Below are 15,440 nucleotides of genomic sequence, written 5' to 3' on the forward strand. Positions count from 1 at the left end.
TCCAGCAAAGACTGGAAGGGCTTTTTTCATCCTGCCGACATGAGCGCCGGAACAGGATGTTGCCTCCGGCCAGGCTTAGTAGCCCATGTCCGGCATGGCAGGTACGGCAGCCTTATCCTCCTTGGGCAACTCGGCAATCGAGGCATCCGTGGTGAGGATCAGGCTGGCCACCGAGGCCGCATTTTGCAGCGCGGTGCGGGTAACCTTGGTGGGGTCTACCACGCCGGTTTCCACCAGATCGGCATACTCACCGGTGGCGGCGTTGTAGCCAAAGTTGCCAGAGCCAGCCAGCACCTTGTTGATGACCACCGAAGGCTCATCCCCGGCATTGGCCGCAATCGCGCGCAGCGGCGCTTCAATCGCACGCAGCACGATACGGATACCAGCATCCTGATCGGCGTTGTCGCCCTTGAGGTCCGCAATGCGGCTGCGGGCACGCAACAGCGCCACACCACCGCCAGGCACGATGCCTTCTTCCACCGCCGCGCGGGTGGCATGCAGGGCATCGTCCACGCGGTCTTTCTTCTCCTTCATCTCCACTTCGGTGGCGGCGCCGACCTTGATCACTGCAACACCGCCAGACAGCTTGGCAACACGCTCCTGCAGTTTTTCGCGGTCATAGTCGGAACTGCTTTCCTCGATCTGGGCCTGGATCGCCTTGACGCGGGCTTCGATGGCTTTTTGCTCGCCAGCGCCGTCAATGATGATGGTGTTTTCTTTTTGCACTTCCACGCGCTTGGCGCGGCCCAGGTCTTCCAGCGTGGCTTTTTCCAGCTGCTTGCCGGTTTCTTCCGAGATCACGGTAGCACCAGTCAGGATAGCAATGTCTTCCAGCATGGCTTTGCGCCTATCGCCAAATCCAGGCGCCTTGACCGCCGCCACCTTAAGAATGCCACGCATGCTGTTCACCACCAGCGTTGCCAGCGCTTCGCCTTCGAGGTCTTCGGCGATGATCAGCAAAGGCTTGCCGGCTTTCGCCACGTTTTCCAGAGTGGGCAGAAGATCGCGGATGCTGCTGATCTTCTTGTCGTAAAGCAGGATCAGCGGATCATCAAACTCGACGGTCTGCTTTTCCGGATTATTGATGAAGTAAGGGCTGAGATAGCCGCGGTCGAACTGCATGCCTTCCACCACATCCAGCTCGTTTTCCAGCGACTTGCCATCTTCAACGGTGATCACGCCTTCCTTGCCGACTTTTTCCATGGCATCGGCGATGATCTTGCCAATGGCATGGTCGGAGTTGGCGGAAATGGAACCGACCTGGGCAATTTCCTTGTTGGTGGTAATCGGCTTGGACAGCTTGTGCAGCTCATCCACCACGGTATTCACGGCTTTATCAATGCCACGCTTGAGGTCCATGGGGTTCACCCCGGCGACCACGTGCTTCATGCCTTCCTGCACAATGGCCTGGGCCAGCACGGTGGCGGTGGTGGTGCCATCGCCAGCGATGTCCGCCGTCTTGGACGCCACCTGCTTCACCATCTGGGCACCCATGTTTTCAAACTTGTCCTGCAGTTCGATTTCCTTGGCGACCGATACGCCATCCTTGGTAATGACCGGAGCGCCAAAACTGCGCTCGATCAGCACGTTACGGCCCTTGGGGCCCAAAGTCACTTTCACGGCATCGGCCAGTACATTGACGCCCTGGACGATGCGCGTACGTGCGTGGTCATGAAATTTGACTTCTTTTGCAGCCATCTTGATGTTCTCCTGATATATCCAGAATTAAACGGTTAACAATGAGGATCAAGCCACTTTTTTGAGCTTGGCATCACTGGACTCGACCACGCCGAGAATATCTTCCTCGCGCAGCACCAGCAGTTCCTCGCCATTCAGCTTGACGGTCTGCCCGGCATATTTGCCAAACAGCACCTGGTCACCAATCTTCACTTCCAGCGGCACTTGGGTGCCATCTTGCAGACGGCGGCCGTTGCCAGTGGCAATCACCTCGCCCTGCTCGGGTTTTTCGGATGCCGTATCCGGAATCACGATGCCGGAAGCGGTCGTACGTTGCGCTTCAATTCGCTTGACGACGACCCTGTCATAAAGGGGACGAATGCTCATTTCTAATCTCCTTAGCGATATCAACGTTAGTCAACATTAGGTTCAGCCCAGGGCGGAGCCTGACATGAGGACAAGCGCCGCCTAAGCTGACAGTTTTTTTGATATGGGTGGGGAAAAAGGATTTCAAGAGGTAGCTTAGAAAAAATTTCAGCCACCTCCCAGAGCCAGTCACCGCAAGGGTTTCAGGGCAGAATGATGCGCTCTACGCGGCCAAGGCGATAAGCCACATGCAGGTTTTTGGAGGTGTAGGTAATCGGGTTGACCGGGCATGGCGTATTGCGCCCGCCAACCTCATCCAGCGTGTCGTCCTCGGCGGTCTGGCGCCAGATGCTGTCTTTCACCGGGCGAAACATCCAGCGCACATAACCAACGGCAGCGGCCAGATGCATCATCTCCAGGCGGTCAGGGGCTTCCACCAGCAAGTGGTCTTCCTGATCGCCCAGCGGCGAGTAATCGCCAAACGCCTGTCGGCATTCCAGCGCCTCCTGCTCGCTGGCACCTATCCAGTTGCAGCCGCGACGTGCATCGCGCACCACATCCCAGGCACCGAGTTTCCAGCCGGCATCCAGCATGGCTTCGTCCAGCATTTCCATGCGGTTCCAGCGTTCATTGAGTTGCAGCGCCGAGCCGGGCACGGCATAAAGCGGCGCAAAGCGTGAAGGCAGGCCTTCCACCTCTTCACGGCGAAAGCCATGCCAGTGCAGCATGAGTAGCAGGGGAGTATCCGCTCGGGGAACGGCAGTCAGGGTGACGGCATATAAGGGCATGCCAAGGGCGTTCATTTGTGCATTTACCACTTGCAGGATATCCATCGTCGTAGCCTCCATAGTACAAGCGCTTCACAATAAACAATCTAGCAAATTGGATACCAGCCGCAAGCGGCCAGCGTCATAAAATGTCAGTCTGACATGGCAGACAAATGCGCATGCTTAGTGCCGCAAGCACGCGCAGGCATTACTTAGCCCAGCGCGAGATAGATCGCCAGCAGCACGCCACACAGCACCACCGACAGTGAAAGGGCCACCGTCATCCAGGGTAGCGCCATGTTGGGCACATCATGTTCCGGCAAGGTGCGTACGTACAGATAATGGTTGTACTGGGCTCCAAGAATCACCACGGCTCCCGCCGCCACCAGCATCACGCCCAGGGTATCTGTCCAGGCATGATGATGCACCAGGTGTGTAGCGCCCGAAGCCGCACTCATCAGGGTGAGAAACAAACCAAATTTGGCCACCACAAAGCCCAGCGCCATGATGGTCACGCCGGAACGCACCCAGGCGAGCAAGGTACGCTCAGCGGCAAAAAACACACGTGGATCAGACATAGTCGCCTCTTGAATTCAGAACTGGCGCTGCACCGGCAGGCCTGCATCATGCCGGGCATTTAGCGCAATCGCGCTCCAATCCTGGCCTTCACGCCCTTCGGCCATGGCACTCAGGTAGCGTTGCTGCACAATACCAAGAAACGGCATCGGCGTCGCGCTCTCCAGCGCCACCTTCTGAATCAGGTTCATATCCTTGAAACCCAGTGAGAGCTTGAAGCCAGGCGCATAGTCCTGTTTCAGTATCAGTTCACCATAGCGCTGGTACATGGGGCAGGCGAAGATGGTGCTGGTCAGCATGCCCAGTACCGCTTCAGGCTTGATGCCATTTTTCTCAGCCAGGGTGGCGACTTCGGCCATGGTTTCCACACAGGAGGCAATCATGAAATTGCCGCTGAGCTTCACCACATTGGCGGCACCCGGGTCATCGCCAAATTCAAAGATGCCCTGGCTCATGGCTTCCAGCACCGGGCGGGCAATGGCTATCGACGGCGCATGGCCCGACACGCAGATCCACAATTTTTTGGCGGCCGCCATGTCTGGCCGACCAAAGACCGGCGCCGCCAGCAACTGCGCGCCTTTGTCCGCATGCAGCGCGGCAAGCTTGCGCGAGGTCTCGGGCGAAACCGTACTCATGGACAAATGCACCGCACCTGGTTTCAGCGCAGCCAGCACACCGTTTTCAGCCAGGGTAACCGATTCCAGCACGGCATCGTTGGATAGCATGGTAATCACGATATCCGCATCCTGCGCGGCGGCAAAAGGCGTATCGCTCAGCACGGCCCCCTTGGCGACCGAGGCGGCGGCTTTTTCCGCGCTGCGGTTATACACGCGCACCGCATGGCCTGCGGCCAGCAGATTGGCCACCATGCCTTCGCCCATGGCTCCCAAGCCTATGAAACCGATCACCAGATTATTGCTTGTTGCATTCATCTCATCATTCCTTCATGTTAATCCCATGGCGTGTCTGACCATGGTTCTGTGCAAACGTCACACCCGATATTCTCAGGCAGGCGGAGCTACCGTCAGCGCTACCAGCTTGACCACCACCGGACGCACCATCAGCACACAGCAGAAGGCCACCGGCATTGCCATCGAGTACGCATGAAACACACTGGCAATATAGTGATGGCCAATGCCACCATTGATCGCCACGATAACGAAAGACATCAGCAGGGCCATGATGCCGGCCATGTAAAAGGCAAATGCCACGGGGGTATAACGCGCTGGAATTTTAGGCAGGCGTGGTGCTTTTAATTCAGTAGTTTGCATGATGGTTTCCTTTCAAGTAATGCAGAACGTTGACGAGACTTTAACGCAAACCCTCCCTGCCGCAATAGAGGTCTGGAGCTTGTTACATTCACAAGATAAACTATCGAATCACATCAATATTCGCAGCCAATAGATTATGGATACCCTGCGCAGCATAGAAAGCTTTGTCCGTGCCGTGGAGCACGGCAGCATTGCCGCCGGCGCCCGCCAGATAGGCATTACCGCAGCGGCGGCCAGCCAGAACATTCAGCGGTTGGAAACCACCCTGGGCATACGCCTGCTCAGCCGTTCCACCCGCAGCATGGCACTGACCGACGCCGGACAGCTTTACTACCACGCCGTGAAAGATATCCTGCGCGACCTGGAGCTTGCCAAATCCAGCATCACCGAATTCCAGGGAGAACCGCAAGGCCGCCTGCGCATCGCCTGCTCGGCCGCCTTTGGCCGCAATGTCATTGCCGACCTGATCCCGCCTTTCATGCGCCGCTATCCGCGCATCTCAGTCGAACTCATCACCACCGACAACGCCATCGACCACATCACCGAAAACATCGACATCAGCATCCGCTTCAAGCAGCAACTGGAGCCCGGCATGATCGCGCGCCACATTGCCCGCGTGCCCATCCTGTTTTGCGCATCGCCAGACTACCTCGACCGCGCCGGACGCCCCACCCAGCCGGAGGAGTTATCGCACCACGCCTGCCTGATGTTTCGCGTGCCCGCCAGCGGGCGCATGCTGGGCTGGGGCTTTCTGCGTGATGGTTTGCGCTTCGAGCCGGACATCACTCCCACCGTCAACAGCAATGACATCGACGCCCTGGCCCGCCTCGCCGTCGGCGGTGCTGGCATCGCCCGCCTGGGCGCCTTCGTCGCCCAACCGCTGATTGACAGCGGCCAACTCGAAGCCCTGTTTACCGGACATGAAACCAGCAAAGGCGCCGTGACCGCCGATATTGAACCGCTGGATTTTTATGTCAGCTATCAGGACAAGCACGCCATGACCCACAAGCTGCGGGTGTTTGTGGATTATCTGGTGGAGGTGATGCCGGAGGAGTGGAAGATGGCCTAACCCTAAGGTCAGGCCTTGCCAGCCTCTGCGAGCGCATCGTCTGCGGCTTGCTCAAAAAACGCCTCTACTTCGGCAATGTCCCGCGTGCGCTTGAAGGGCGGCAGGCTTTGCCAGATGCGACGGCCGTAGTGTTTGGCGATCAGCCTGGGGTCGCAGATCATCAGCACGCCGCGGTCGGCTTCGTCGCGAATCAGGCGGCCGGCGCCCTGCTTGAGGGTGATCACGGAATACGGCAGCTGGTATTCCATAAAGGCATTGCGGCCTTCGGCGTTCATTTTGTCGATGCGCGCAGCGAGCACCGGATCATCAGGCGGGGCGAAGGGCAGCTTGTCGATAATGACGGCGCTCAGGGCTTCGCCGCGCACATCCACGCCTTCCCAGAAACTTTGCGAGCCCACCAGCACGGCGTTGCCCAGGGCGCGAAAGCGGTCCAAGAGTTCTGTACGGGCGCTCTCGCCTTGCATCAGCAGCGGGTATTCCATGCCTTCGCTTGAGAAAGCATCCTTGAGCAGGGCGTGGATTTCACGCATGGCCCGCAGGCTGGTGCTCAGCACGAATGCGCGGCCCCGGCTGGCGCGGATCACCGGCAAGGCGGCGGCCGCAACGGCGGCGCTGTAGCCGGGGCTGTTGGGCTCCGGCATGCCATTGGGCACATAGAGCAGGGCTTGCTGGCCGTAATCAAATGGGCTGTTCCAGTAGCCGGTGGTGGCTTCTTGCAGGCCCATTTGCCCAAGGTAGTGGCTGAAATCGCTTTTGACGGCGAGCGTGGCGGAAGTGAATATCCAGGCGCGCGGCTGGGCGTTCAGCTGCTTGCCAAAGCCTTCGGCCACGGAAAGCGGTGTGGCATGCAGCTGCACCGATTGGCTGAAGACTTCGACCCAGCGCACGAGGTTGGCGTTGTCGGCTTTTTGCCAGGCTTGCAGTTTTTGCTGCAGGGCCAGACCGCGCTGCCAGCAATTTTCAATGGCGGGGTCGCGCTCCGCCTGGCTTTCCAGCACCTGCGCCAGCACATTGAGTTTTTCCTGCATGGTGGCGTAGGCCGACTCAAAATTTTTAAGCGCCTGGGCTTTTTGCACGGGCATGCGGCTGCCTTCAAAACTGAAGACCAGCCGAAAATCGCGCACGGCTTTTTCCAGCGCAGCGGTGGCTTCGGGCAAGGCGGTGCAATCCTTGGCGGTGGTGATGTATTCGGCATGGGCATCGCGTGCCAGCTCCATCAGCTGACTGGTGGAGACATCCTCGCCAAAAAACAGCCCGGCGACTTCCGGCAGCTGGTGCGCCTCGTCAAAAATCACGGTATTGGCGCTGGGCAACAGCTCGGCCACGCCTTCATCGCGCAGCATCACATCGGCAAAAAACAGGTGATGGTTAACCACCACCACATCGGCAGCCAGCGCGCGCTTGCGCGCTTCCATGACAAAGCATTCCTTGTAAAACGCGCACTCCTGCCCCATGCAATTATCGCGGGTGGAGGTGACGGCGGGCCAGATGGTGGCGTTTTCCGGCACATCGGTCAGCTCGCTTTTGTCGCCGGTGGAGCTGTTGTCGGCAAAGGCGCGAATCTTGTGCACGTAATTGGCATCTTCCCGCGAGATAAATCGCCCCTCGTTCATGGCGCGTTCGAGGTGGAAGTGGCAAACATAATTGGCGCGGCCCTTGAGCATGGCCACGGTCACGGGCACCTTGAGTGCATCGCGCACGGCAGGGAGATCGCGATTGAACAGCTGATCCTGCAGGGTTTTGGTGCCAGTCGACACAATGACCTTGCCGCCGGAGAGCAAGGCGGGCACCAGATAGGCAAAGGTTTTGCCAGTCCCCGTCCCCGCTTCGGCCACCAGCTGGCGACCCTGCTTGATGGCTTCTTCAATGGCCTTGGCCATTTCGAGCTGCTGCACCCGGGTGCGGTAGCCGGGAATGCTGGCAGCCAGCGGACCTTCCAGGGAAAAAACAGAATCCAGATCGCTCAAGCCGAACTTTCAGAAAAAAGAGGTGCTCATAAAATCAGGTGCAATCGCCCAAACGGGCGGCTGGCCCAAGGTAGTATTATATTGATCCGTCCTCATCAACCCCAAGGGTTTTCTCATGAGCACAGCCACGCTTTCCTGCATTATCAGCATCGTGATCCAGCGGCCATGGCAAGAGGTCTACCGCTTTGCAGCCCAACCGGAGAATCTTTCGGCTTGGGCCACCGGGCTGGGCCGTGGCATCCGCCGGGTGCAGGATGCCTGGGTGGCGGACGGACCAGAAGGCCCGATACGCATCCGTTTTTGCGAACCGAATGACCATGGCGTGCTCGACCACTGGGTTTATCCGGATGACGATAACGAGATCTACATCCCCATGCGGGTGATTGCCAACGGCAATGCCGCCGAGCTGATGTTCACTCTGTTTCGCCAGCCCGGCATCAGTGATGAACAATTTGCCGAAGACGAGGCCTGGGTGCTACGCGACCTCGCCAACCTGAAAAGCCTGCTCGAAGCCCACGCGGCTTGAGGCCGACCGGAATCAAGACCTGAACCCACGCCAGCCACCCCCACCCTTCGCATGCCATCAGACACCGCCATCATCTTGAGTTCACCCGCCGCAGACATAAACCGTACACCTTGCTTGCAGGAGATGGCCTCGCACACCATCGCCTGCCGCGCTGATAACTTTGTACGCTGGCATCTGGGCCGACCGTTTTATGCGGTATGGATAGTAGAAGCGGATACGGCAGAGATGCGCGCCCATATCAGCGCGATGCGCCGCCACTTGGGCGACTGGCTGCTGCCGGATTATCGGCGCCAGCCGCACATCACGCTGGCAGTGTGCGGCTTTCCGCAAGCCCATGCCAGGGATGCGCACAGCTACACCGAGGCTGACTTTCAGCGGGATATCGCCTGCCTGCAAGCCTCATTGCCCACATCGTTGCAAATAAGCACCAGCTTCGCGGGTAGCTTTACCACCGCCGCCTATCTCGGACTGAAAGGCGACATCGAACCCTTGCACACCATGCGTACCGCGCTAAGAGCCACCGAAACACAGCCCTATGTACCGCACATCACGGCGGGGTTTTACCGTCAGCGCCTCGCCATGATCGACGTGCAGCAGAAACTTGCCGCCCTGGCACTGCCGGAAATATCACTGGAAATAAACGAGATCACGCTGGCCGTGTATGCCAGCGCCGAGATTGCAGGCCGCCTGCTTCCAGTGTGTCGCTACTCGCTGGAAGATGGCAGCCTGCAGGTGTTGCAGTCACGCTACCTGCCCTGGCGCATGCCAGGCGGCGCGTAAGCGAGTACTAGCACCAGTCAGGACTGGGCAAGCCGCTGAATACGGTTTTAAGGCCGTCGGACCAGCCTTGGCGGATCGTGGCGTAATACGGGTCTTTTTCCTCGATGCGCTGACGGCAATTGGCGCTGAGGCTATCGGTGCGATACAGCATGAGATCGATAGGGGCCGCTACCGAGATGTTGCTGCGGATGGTGGAGTCAAAGGAGATCAGCACGCACTTCACCGCATCCATCATGTCGCTGTTGTACTTCACCACGCGGTCGATGATGGGTTTGCCATACTTGGTTTCGCCGATCTGGAAATACGGCGTTTCCCGGCAGGTTTCAATAAAGTTGCCCGCGGCATAGATATTGAACAAGCGCGGCTTTTCACCCTTGATCTGACCGCCCAGCAAGATGCTGGCATTGAAATCGGTGTTATGGTTTTTCAGGTGCTCGGCATCTCGCTCAAACACATCACGCATGACATCGCCCACCAGCTGCGCCGCCTCAAACATGCTGCCGACATTGTTCAAATGTGCAATATCCTCCACCTTGATCGCTTCGCGCAAGCGGTTGACCACGGCTTGCGTGATCGCCAGGTTGCCCGCCGTCAGCAAGGTGATCACACGCTCGCCCGGCACTTCAAATACGTTCATCTTGGGGAAGATGGCCACCTGGTCCACACCGGCATTGGTACGGGTATCCGAGGCAAACACCAGGCCTTCATCCAGCAGCAGGGCTACGCAATAAGTCATGAGATTGATCAGCAGATTTAAACGGAAATAGCATCATACTCACCCGCTCTGCCTGCAACAACCCGTGTCCGGCCCGGTTTCGGCTTTCTACGCAAATTGACGTACACTTTGGTTTTTACGCAACGCGCCCATATCCCATGCAACTACGCCCACTCGCCCATACCGACCTGCACGTTTCACCCATCTGCCTGGGCACCATGACCTTTGGCGACCAGAACACCGAAGCCGAGGCGCATCAACAGCTGGATTACGCCGTTGCCCAGGGCATCAATTTCATTGATACCGCCGAGATGTATCCGGTGCCGCCCAAGGCCGAGACCTACACGCGCACCGAAACCATGGTGGGCAACTGGCTGAAGCACCAGCCACGCGACAAGATTATTCTGAGTGGCAAAGTGGCAGGCCCCCGGCGTGGCCTGGGCTGGATACGCGGCGGCCCGCCATCGCTGGATCGCGCCAATATACGCGCCGCCATTGAGGGCTCCTTGCAACGCATGCAAACCGACTATATCGATCTCTACCAGCTGCACTGGCCTGAGCGCAATGTGCCGATGTTTGGTCAATATCAGTTTGATCCGGCACAGGAGTTTGAAAACGGCCAGCAGAAGGAATGGGTAAGCATACGCAATCAGCTGGAAACCCTGGCCGAGCTGGTGAAAGAAGGCAAGATCCGCTACATCGGGCTATCCAACGAGCAGCCGTGGGGGCTGATGGAGTTTCTGCGCATCGCCAGGGAATACGATCTGCCGCGCGTGGCCACCGTGCAAAACTGCTACAACCTGATCAACCGCGGCATGGAATTCGGCATGACCGAGGTGCTGTATCGCGAAAACATCGGCCTTCTGGCTTACTCGCCGCTGGCATTTGGCCATCTTACTGGCAAATATATTGATGACCCGCAAGCTGTGGGCCGGGTCACCATGTTTCTGGGCTATGCCCAGCGCTACAAAAAACCCAATGTCGGCCCGGCCAGCGCCGCTTACGCCGCATTGGCGCGCCGTCATGGCCTGACACCCACGCAGCTGGCACTGGCGTTTGTCTATCAGCGCTGGTTTGTGAGCAGCACCATCATCGGCGCCACCAGCATGACGCAGCTGCAGGAAAACATTGCCGCCTGGCAAACCCGCTTAAGCCCGGAGATATTGCAGGAAATCGAAGCGCTGCATCTTACCTACATGAATCCGGCGCCTTGAGCGGTGACATGCGCTAGAAGCCGAGCTGGCCGGACAGGTACCAGCCGGTCTGGTTGTCTTTGTCGGCAATGCGGCCCAGATCCAGATAGGCTGCGGTAATCGAGAAGTTGCGGTGGGCAAACCAGGTGAGAAAGATATCCTTGGCGTCGTCTTCGCGATAGACGCTGAGATTATTTGGCTTGCTACGATACTCGGCCCCCAGTAGCGTGCGGTCGGTGAGCATGACGGCGGCCGACACCCCCAACTGCGCACGATAATCATCATGGCGATCGCCACCAAAACCCAGCAGGCCAAACTGATTGGCCTTGGTCGCCTGCAAGGTCGCCCCCAGCAGCAGGTTATGCCCCCCCACAGCGTCCAGATATAGCTTGGTGGCGGCCACATAAAAATCCGCCCCGCTGGCATGTTTGGCCCCCAGCGCAGCCGGGATGAATTCAAAATCCTCGTTGTGCTTGAGATGCATGCCCACCGCCACCTGCGGCCACCAGCGATCCTGGTCATACACCGCATCGCCAAACAGGCGCAGCTTGATACCCGCTGTATTCATGCGGATGGTCTCGCCATGCACCGTACTGCCCAGGCCAAAATGCTGCTGAGACAGCGACAGCTCAACCCGGTTGGCAATGCCCACGCTGACACCGACCACGTTGAGATCAAAGCCGCCACGCGTGCGGGCTTCGGTATAAAAACCGGTCGCACTGACCTGCTGGTCGGTGCTATAGCCTGAAATCACTGCCCAGGGCACCAGCCCGCCGCCACCAGAACCCTCCACCTGGCTAACCCCACCGGTTGCCAGCAGGCGATCACCCGCCTGTACTTGCCCAGCCATTGCCAGACCGAGCAGTAGGCACATCCCCCATTTTTTCCATCGTCTTGCCATCATTTTTTCACGCACCACACTTATTCAATATCCGACACAATTCATTATTCGTTATGATGCAAAGGCATGACGCACGGGAAATCCAGCACATCAGACCTTGCGCTGCCGTCAGCATTGGCAGCGTTCCCGTCGGAATCCATCATTTCAGTTACGGCATAAAATGCAAAACATGAAGCCATTCTCTATCGCCAGCCTCATCTTTTTAGTCGCCTGTGTATGTGCATGCAGCCCGGTCAAACCCGAGCGCAGTCTGTATGATCGTCTGGGGGGAAATGCGGTGTTGACGGCGGTCGTCGATGAAACCATAGACAAGGTCAGTCAGGACCCCAAAACCAGCCGCTCGTTCGATGGGGTGAAACTGCCAGTGCTGAAAGAAAGCATTGTCAGCCAGCTTTGCTCACTCACCGGCGGCGGCTGCCAGTACGAAGGCGAAACCATGGAAAATGCGCATGCAGATGCCAGGATTACCAATGCCGAATTTGAGCGGATGGTGGACGCCATGCGCACGGCGCTGGATCACCAGCATGTAGGCACCCGCGAAAAGAATGAGCTGCTGAAATTACTGGCGCCCATGAAACGCGATATCGTCGCGCACTAACCCTGTCAGGCATACCATATGCAGCCTTCCTTTCTTCATCGTTCCCTCAGACTGCTGACGCTGGCATGCCTGCTTGTCCCATACACCACATGGGCAGCAGACCTGACCATCACCGTCACAGATGCCGCTGGCACCCCGCTGCCAGATGCTGTGGTGTGGGCAGAACCGAGCGGCAAAGCCACCCTGCCGGCTCCGGGCACGGCAGCCATCGAACAGAAAAACCGCCAGTTTTTGCCGCTGGTCAGCGTGGTACAAACCGGCACCAGCGTAAGCTTCCCCAATCGGGACAAAGTGAAGCATCACGTGTACTCCTTCTCGCCCGCCAAAACATTTGAGCTGAAGCTGTATTCTGGCGTCCCCAGCACGCCAGTGGTGTTCGACAAAGCGGGCACAGTGGTATTGGGCTGCAACATCCACGACCAGATGCTGGCGTTCATCCGCGTGGTCGACACGCCTTATTTCGCCTTGAGCGACAGCACGGGCAAAGCAACCATCAGCAATGTGCCCAACGGTTCCTACACGCTGGCCGTCTGGCATTACGCGCAAAGCAATGAAAACACCCTCTTTGAAAAAGCGCTTGGGGTTAAAGCCGACGAACAAACTGCCGTTAAACTGGATATCAATACGAGCGCACTTCAGAAACGGTAAACGCGATACCTTCCATGCAGTTCAAAAGCCTACAAAGCCGCATGGCGGTGATCTTCCTCACGCTCATTCTCGCCATTCAGATCGCGGGGTTCCTGGCGATCAAATACAGTATCAACAAGAACTCGCGTGCCGCCGTCAATGAGCAGCTGGAAATTGGCGAACGGGTGTTCCTGAATCTGCTCAAGCAAAACGGGGACAGCCTGAGCCAGGGCGCCAGGATACTGGCGAGTGATTTCGGCTTCCGGCAGGCGATTGCCAGCATGGATTACGAAACCATCCTCTCCGCGCTCAGCAATCACCAATCCCGCATCGACGCCGATATTGCCATGTTCGAATCCGCGGCCACAGGCAACCTCACTATCTCGGGCAAGATATCCCATCTTGAAGCAAGCCCGATCGTCGACAAGCTGATTCAGGATAGCCAGCAGAACGGCTATGCGCAAAGCTTCGCCATTTTCAATCACCAGCCTTATCAGCTGGTTGCCGTGCCGGTAAAAGCACCCCTGACCATAGGCTGGATTATCATGGGTTTCCAGATTGACGATACCCTGGCCCAGAATTTACACAAACTGAGCAACCTGGACGTCACCTTCATCAGTCGCTCCAATGGCAGCGGCTGGAGCTCCATGGCATCCACGCTCAGCATGTCCCTCACCGAAAAGCTGCTCGACAAAGCCTCGACCAGCCGACTGACCGAACTCAGCATGGGCAATGCCGAGTACGGCACGCGCTATGTCTCCATCATGGAGCATGGAGACGAATCCCTGGTGGCTATCCTGCAGCGCTCAATTGATGAAGCCACGGCGCCCTACCTGGCATTGCAGCGCAACCTGCTGCTGCTCACCATGCTGGGCGCACTGGTGTTCGCCTTTGTCATTTTTTATGTTTCCCGACGCATCAGCCAGCCGATTACCGAGCTGGCCGATACCGCCAGAAAGCTGGAAGAGGGCAATTTTTCCATACGCCTCAGCAGCAGTCGTGAAGATGAGCTTGGCAAGCTCAGCCGCGCCTTTGGCAGCATGGTAGATGCGATTGCCAGCCGCGAGCAAAGCATCACCCGTCTGGCTTACTGGGATGAACTGACCGGTTTGCCCAATCGCGCTTCGTTCCTGCGCGAGCTGGGGCTAGCGCTGCAACAGGCACAGGAGCAGCAAGAGCATCTGGCGGTGCTGGTGATGAACCTGAACCACTTCAAGCAGATCAACAAGGTACTTGGGCATACCGCGGCAGATGACTTGCTGAAAGGCGTGGCGCAGCGCCTGCAAAGCTCTATCCGTCAAGAGTCGGATCTGGTGGCGCGGCTGGGCGGGGATGAGTTTGCCCTGCTATTGCCGAGAACCAGCCTGGAAAACGCCATGCACGTCGCCAATATGCTGCTGCAAAAACTGGAAACCCCCATCAGCATCGCCGACCAGTCGGTCGATATCAGCATGGGCATTGGTGTAGCCAGTTATCCTGAACATGCCAGCTCGCAGGAAAAACTGCTGGGCAATGCCGAGATGGCCATGCATGTTGCCAAGGCCAAGCAGTCCGGCGCCGTGCTGTTTGATCCGGCATTTGATATCAGCAGCCAGGGCAATTTATCGCTCGCCTCGGAATTACGGCAGGCCATTGCCATGAATGAGCTGGCGTTATATGTGCAACCCAAGATAGACCTGCAAAATGGCAAGGTCAGTGCGGTAGAAGCGCTGATCCGCTGGCGGCATCCGCAAAAAGGCCTGATGTTCCCCGATCAGTTCATTCCATTTGCCGAACAGTCTGGCCTGATTTCGCTTATCAGCCTTTGGGTGCTGGCCGAAGCGGTCAGGGTGGAAGTAGCGTGGCGCAAACTCGGTATTGACGCGCCGATTGCGGTGAATCTCTCAACCCGCGACCTGATTGATCAGGATTTGCCGCACAAGATTCTGAGCTTGCATCAGGATGCGGGGCTGGTACTCGGGGGCATGACGCTGGAAATCACCGAAAGCAGCATGATGGATGATCCACAACGTGCACAGCACACGCTGGAGCGCCTGGCGGACATGGGGCTGCAACTGTCGATTGACGATTTCGGCACCGGCTATTCATCGCTGGCCTATCTCAAGCGCCTGCCGGTGAGTGAGCTGAAGATCGACAAATCGTTTGTGCTGAAAATGGAAGAAGACGAAAGCGATCGCAAGATAGTCCGCTCGACCATAGACCTTGGCCATAACCTCAATCTCAAGGTGGTAGCGGAAGGGATTGAAAGTCGCGCCGCGTGGGATTTGCTAGCCAGCATGGGCTGCGACTTTGGTCAGGGATATCACATCAGCAAGCCCATGCCGGCAGCGGACTTTCCGGCATGGTTGCAACGCTGGCAAGCGCAAGAGCTACAAACCGCCTGATCCGGTCTGGGTTTGGTCGCCCT

Annotated in this window: 16 protein-coding genes; 7 read left to right on the plus strand and 9 right to left on the minus strand. The window is 57.8% G+C overall.

What is annotated here, in order from left to right; genetic code table 11:
* Window positions 1-75: 75 nt before the first annotated feature.
* From groL to LG203_RS11555, 6 genes are all read right to left on the minus strand, one after another.
* Complete coding sequence (groL, locus tag LG203_RS11530; RefSeq protein WP_230345898.1) at window positions 76-1,698, minus strand: chaperonin GroEL; 1,623 nt, start codon at window positions 1,696-1,698, stop codon at window positions 76-78.
* Between the two features lie 48 nt (window positions 1,699-1,746).
* A complete protein-coding gene (groES, locus tag LG203_RS11535; RefSeq protein ID WP_230345899.1) occupies window positions 1,747-2,064 on the minus strand; it encodes a co-chaperone GroES in 318 nt (105 codons plus the stop codon).
* Between the two features lie 182 nt (window positions 2,065-2,246).
* A complete protein-coding gene (locus LG203_RS11540) occupies window positions 2,247-2,876 on the minus strand; it encodes a diguanylate cyclase (protein ID WP_230345900.1) in 630 nt (209 codons plus the stop codon).
* A gap of 146 nt (window positions 2,877-3,022) precedes the next feature.
* Window positions 3,023-3,388 (minus strand): YidH family protein, encoded by a 366-nt coding sequence (locus LG203_RS11545; protein WP_230345901.1) that lies wholly within the window; start codon window positions 3,386-3,388, stop codon window positions 3,023-3,025.
* Window positions 3,389-3,403: 15 nt separating this feature from the next.
* Window positions 3,404-4,318, minus strand: a complete 915-nt coding sequence (locus LG203_RS11550) for an NAD(P)-dependent oxidoreductase (protein WP_230345902.1) — start codon at window positions 4,316-4,318, stop codon at window positions 3,404-3,406.
* A 72-nt stretch (window positions 4,319-4,390) separates the two neighbouring features.
* A complete protein-coding gene (locus tag LG203_RS11555) occupies window positions 4,391-4,657 on the minus strand; it encodes a DUF2798 domain-containing protein (protein ID WP_230345903.1) in 267 nt (88 codons plus the stop codon).
* Between the two features lie 136 nt (window positions 4,658-4,793).
* On the opposite strand from LG203_RS11555, the gene LG203_RS11560 reads away from it, so the two are divergent.
* The gene (locus LG203_RS11560) at window positions 4,794-5,726 is read left to right on the plus strand and encodes a LysR family transcriptional regulator (protein ID WP_230345904.1); all 933 of its coding nucleotides are present in this window, start codon (window positions 4,794-4,796) and stop codon (window positions 5,724-5,726) included.
* 8 nt (window positions 5,727-5,734) lie between these two features.
* Here the strand turns inward: LG203_RS11560 and LG203_RS11565 are convergent, their stop codons facing one another.
* Window positions 5,735-7,693: an ATP-dependent DNA helicase gene (locus LG203_RS11565; protein ID WP_230345905.1), complete on the minus strand. Its 1,959-nt coding sequence runs from the start codon at window positions 7,691-7,693 to the stop codon at window positions 5,735-5,737.
* A gap of 115 nt (window positions 7,694-7,808) precedes the next feature.
* On the opposite strand from LG203_RS11565, the gene LG203_RS11570 reads away from it, so the two are divergent.
* Both LG203_RS11570 and LG203_RS11575 read left to right on the plus strand, forming a co-directional pair.
* Window positions 7,809-8,219 (plus strand): SRPBCC family protein, encoded by a 411-nt coding sequence (locus LG203_RS11570; protein ID WP_230345906.1) that lies wholly within the window; start codon window positions 7,809-7,811, stop codon window positions 8,217-8,219.
* A 123-nt stretch (window positions 8,220-8,342) separates the two neighbouring features.
* A complete protein-coding gene (locus LG203_RS11575; protein WP_230345907.1) occupies window positions 8,343-8,999 on the plus strand; it encodes a 2'-5' RNA ligase family protein in 657 nt (218 codons plus the stop codon).
* Window positions 9,000-9,006: 7 nt separating this feature from the next.
* Here the strand turns inward: LG203_RS11575 and LG203_RS11580 are convergent, their stop codons facing one another.
* Window positions 9,007-9,735, minus strand: coding sequence for a proteasome-type protease (locus tag LG203_RS11580; RefSeq protein WP_230345908.1), 729 nt, complete (start codon window positions 9,733-9,735; stop codon window positions 9,007-9,009).
* Window positions 9,736-9,872: 137 nt separating this feature from the next.
* On the opposite strand from LG203_RS11580, the gene LG203_RS11585 reads away from it, so the two are divergent.
* Window positions 9,873-10,928 carry an aldo/keto reductase gene (locus LG203_RS11585; protein WP_230345909.1) on the plus strand — a complete coding sequence of 352 codons (1,056 nt, stop codon included), beginning with the start codon at window positions 9,873-9,875 and terminating at the stop codon, window positions 10,926-10,928.
* 13 nt (window positions 10,929-10,941) lie between these two features.
* Here the strand turns inward: LG203_RS11585 and LG203_RS11590 are convergent, their stop codons facing one another.
* The gene (locus LG203_RS11590; RefSeq protein WP_230345910.1) at window positions 10,942-11,781 is read right to left on the minus strand and encodes a DUF3034 family protein; all 840 of its coding nucleotides are present in this window, start codon (window positions 11,779-11,781) and stop codon (window positions 10,942-10,944) included.
* 187 nt (window positions 11,782-11,968) lie between these two features.
* Here LG203_RS11590 and LG203_RS11595 point away from each other — a divergent pair, with 187 nt between their 5' ends.
* From LG203_RS11595 to LG203_RS11605, 3 genes are read left to right on the plus strand one after another with little or no spacing between them, the layout of a single operon-like run.
* Window positions 11,969-12,406: a group I truncated hemoglobin gene (locus LG203_RS11595; protein WP_230345911.1), complete on the plus strand. Its 438-nt coding sequence runs from the start codon at window positions 11,969-11,971 to the stop codon at window positions 12,404-12,406.
* Window positions 12,407-12,424: 18 nt separating this feature from the next.
* Window positions 12,425-13,054: a methylamine utilization protein gene (locus LG203_RS11600; RefSeq protein WP_230345912.1), complete on the plus strand. Its 630-nt coding sequence runs from the start codon at window positions 12,425-12,427 to the stop codon at window positions 13,052-13,054.
* Window positions 13,055-13,068: 14 nt separating this feature from the next.
* Window positions 13,069-15,417 (plus strand): bifunctional diguanylate cyclase/phosphodiesterase, encoded by a 2,349-nt coding sequence (locus tag LG203_RS11605; protein WP_230345913.1) that lies wholly within the window; start codon window positions 13,069-13,071, stop codon window positions 15,415-15,417.
* Window positions 15,418-15,440: the final 23 nt, after the last annotated feature.

This window comes from Methylovorus mays, from assembly GCF_020531915.1.
Classification (GTDB): Bacteria; Pseudomonadota; Gammaproteobacteria; order Burkholderiales; family Methylophilaceae; genus Methylovorus; species Methylovorus mays.

Excerpts from the sequence above, each read along its gene's own strand:
- LG203_RS11605 (WP_230345913.1), top strand. The coding sequence starts at position 13,069 with ATGCAGTTCAAAAGCCTACAAAGCCGCATGGCGGTGATCTTCCTCACG.
- LG203_RS11570 (WP_230345906.1), top strand. The coding sequence starts at position 7,809 with ATGAGCACAGCCACGCTTTCCTGCATTATCAGCATCGTGATCCAGCGG.
- LG203_RS11590 (WP_230345910.1), bottom strand. The coding sequence starts at position 11,781 with ATGTGCCTACTGCTCGGTCTGGCAATGGCTGGGCAAGTACAGGCGGGT.
- LG203_RS11600 (WP_230345912.1), top strand. The coding sequence starts at position 12,425 with ATGCAGCCTTCCTTTCTTCATCGTTCCCTCAGACTGCTGACGCTGGCA.
- groL (WP_230345898.1), bottom strand. The coding sequence starts at position 1,698 with ATGGCTGCAAAAGAAGTCAAATTTCATGACCACGCACGTACGCGCATC.
- LG203_RS11550 (WP_230345902.1), bottom strand. The coding sequence starts at position 4,318 with ATGAATGCAACAAGCAATAATCTGGTGATCGGTTTCATAGGCTTGGGA.
- LG203_RS11595 (WP_230345911.1), top strand. The coding sequence starts at position 11,969 with ATGCAAAACATGAAGCCATTCTCTATCGCCAGCCTCATCTTTTTAGTC.
- LG203_RS11585 (WP_230345909.1), top strand. The coding sequence starts at position 9,873 with ATGCAACTACGCCCACTCGCCCATACCGACCTGCACGTTTCACCCATC.
- groES (WP_230345899.1), bottom strand. The coding sequence starts at position 2,064 with ATGAGCATTCGTCCCCTTTATGACAGGGTCGTCGTCAAGCGAATTGAA.
- LG203_RS11540 (WP_230345900.1), bottom strand. The coding sequence starts at position 2,876 with ATGGATATCCTGCAAGTGGTAAATGCACAAATGAACGCCCTTGGCATG.
- LG203_RS11560 (WP_230345904.1), top strand. The coding sequence starts at position 4,794 with ATGGATACCCTGCGCAGCATAGAAAGCTTTGTCCGTGCCGTGGAGCAC.
- LG203_RS11575 (WP_230345907.1), top strand. The coding sequence starts at position 8,343 with ATGGCCTCGCACACCATCGCCTGCCGCGCTGATAACTTTGTACGCTGG.
- LG203_RS11545 (WP_230345901.1), bottom strand. The coding sequence starts at position 3,388 with ATGTCTGATCCACGTGTGTTTTTTGCCGCTGAGCGTACCTTGCTCGCC.
- LG203_RS11555 (WP_230345903.1), bottom strand. The coding sequence starts at position 4,657 with ATGCAAACTACTGAATTAAAAGCACCACGCCTGCCTAAAATTCCAGCG.
- LG203_RS11580 (WP_230345908.1), bottom strand. The coding sequence starts at position 9,735 with ATGACTTATTGCGTAGCCCTGCTGCTGGATGAAGGCCTGGTGTTTGCC.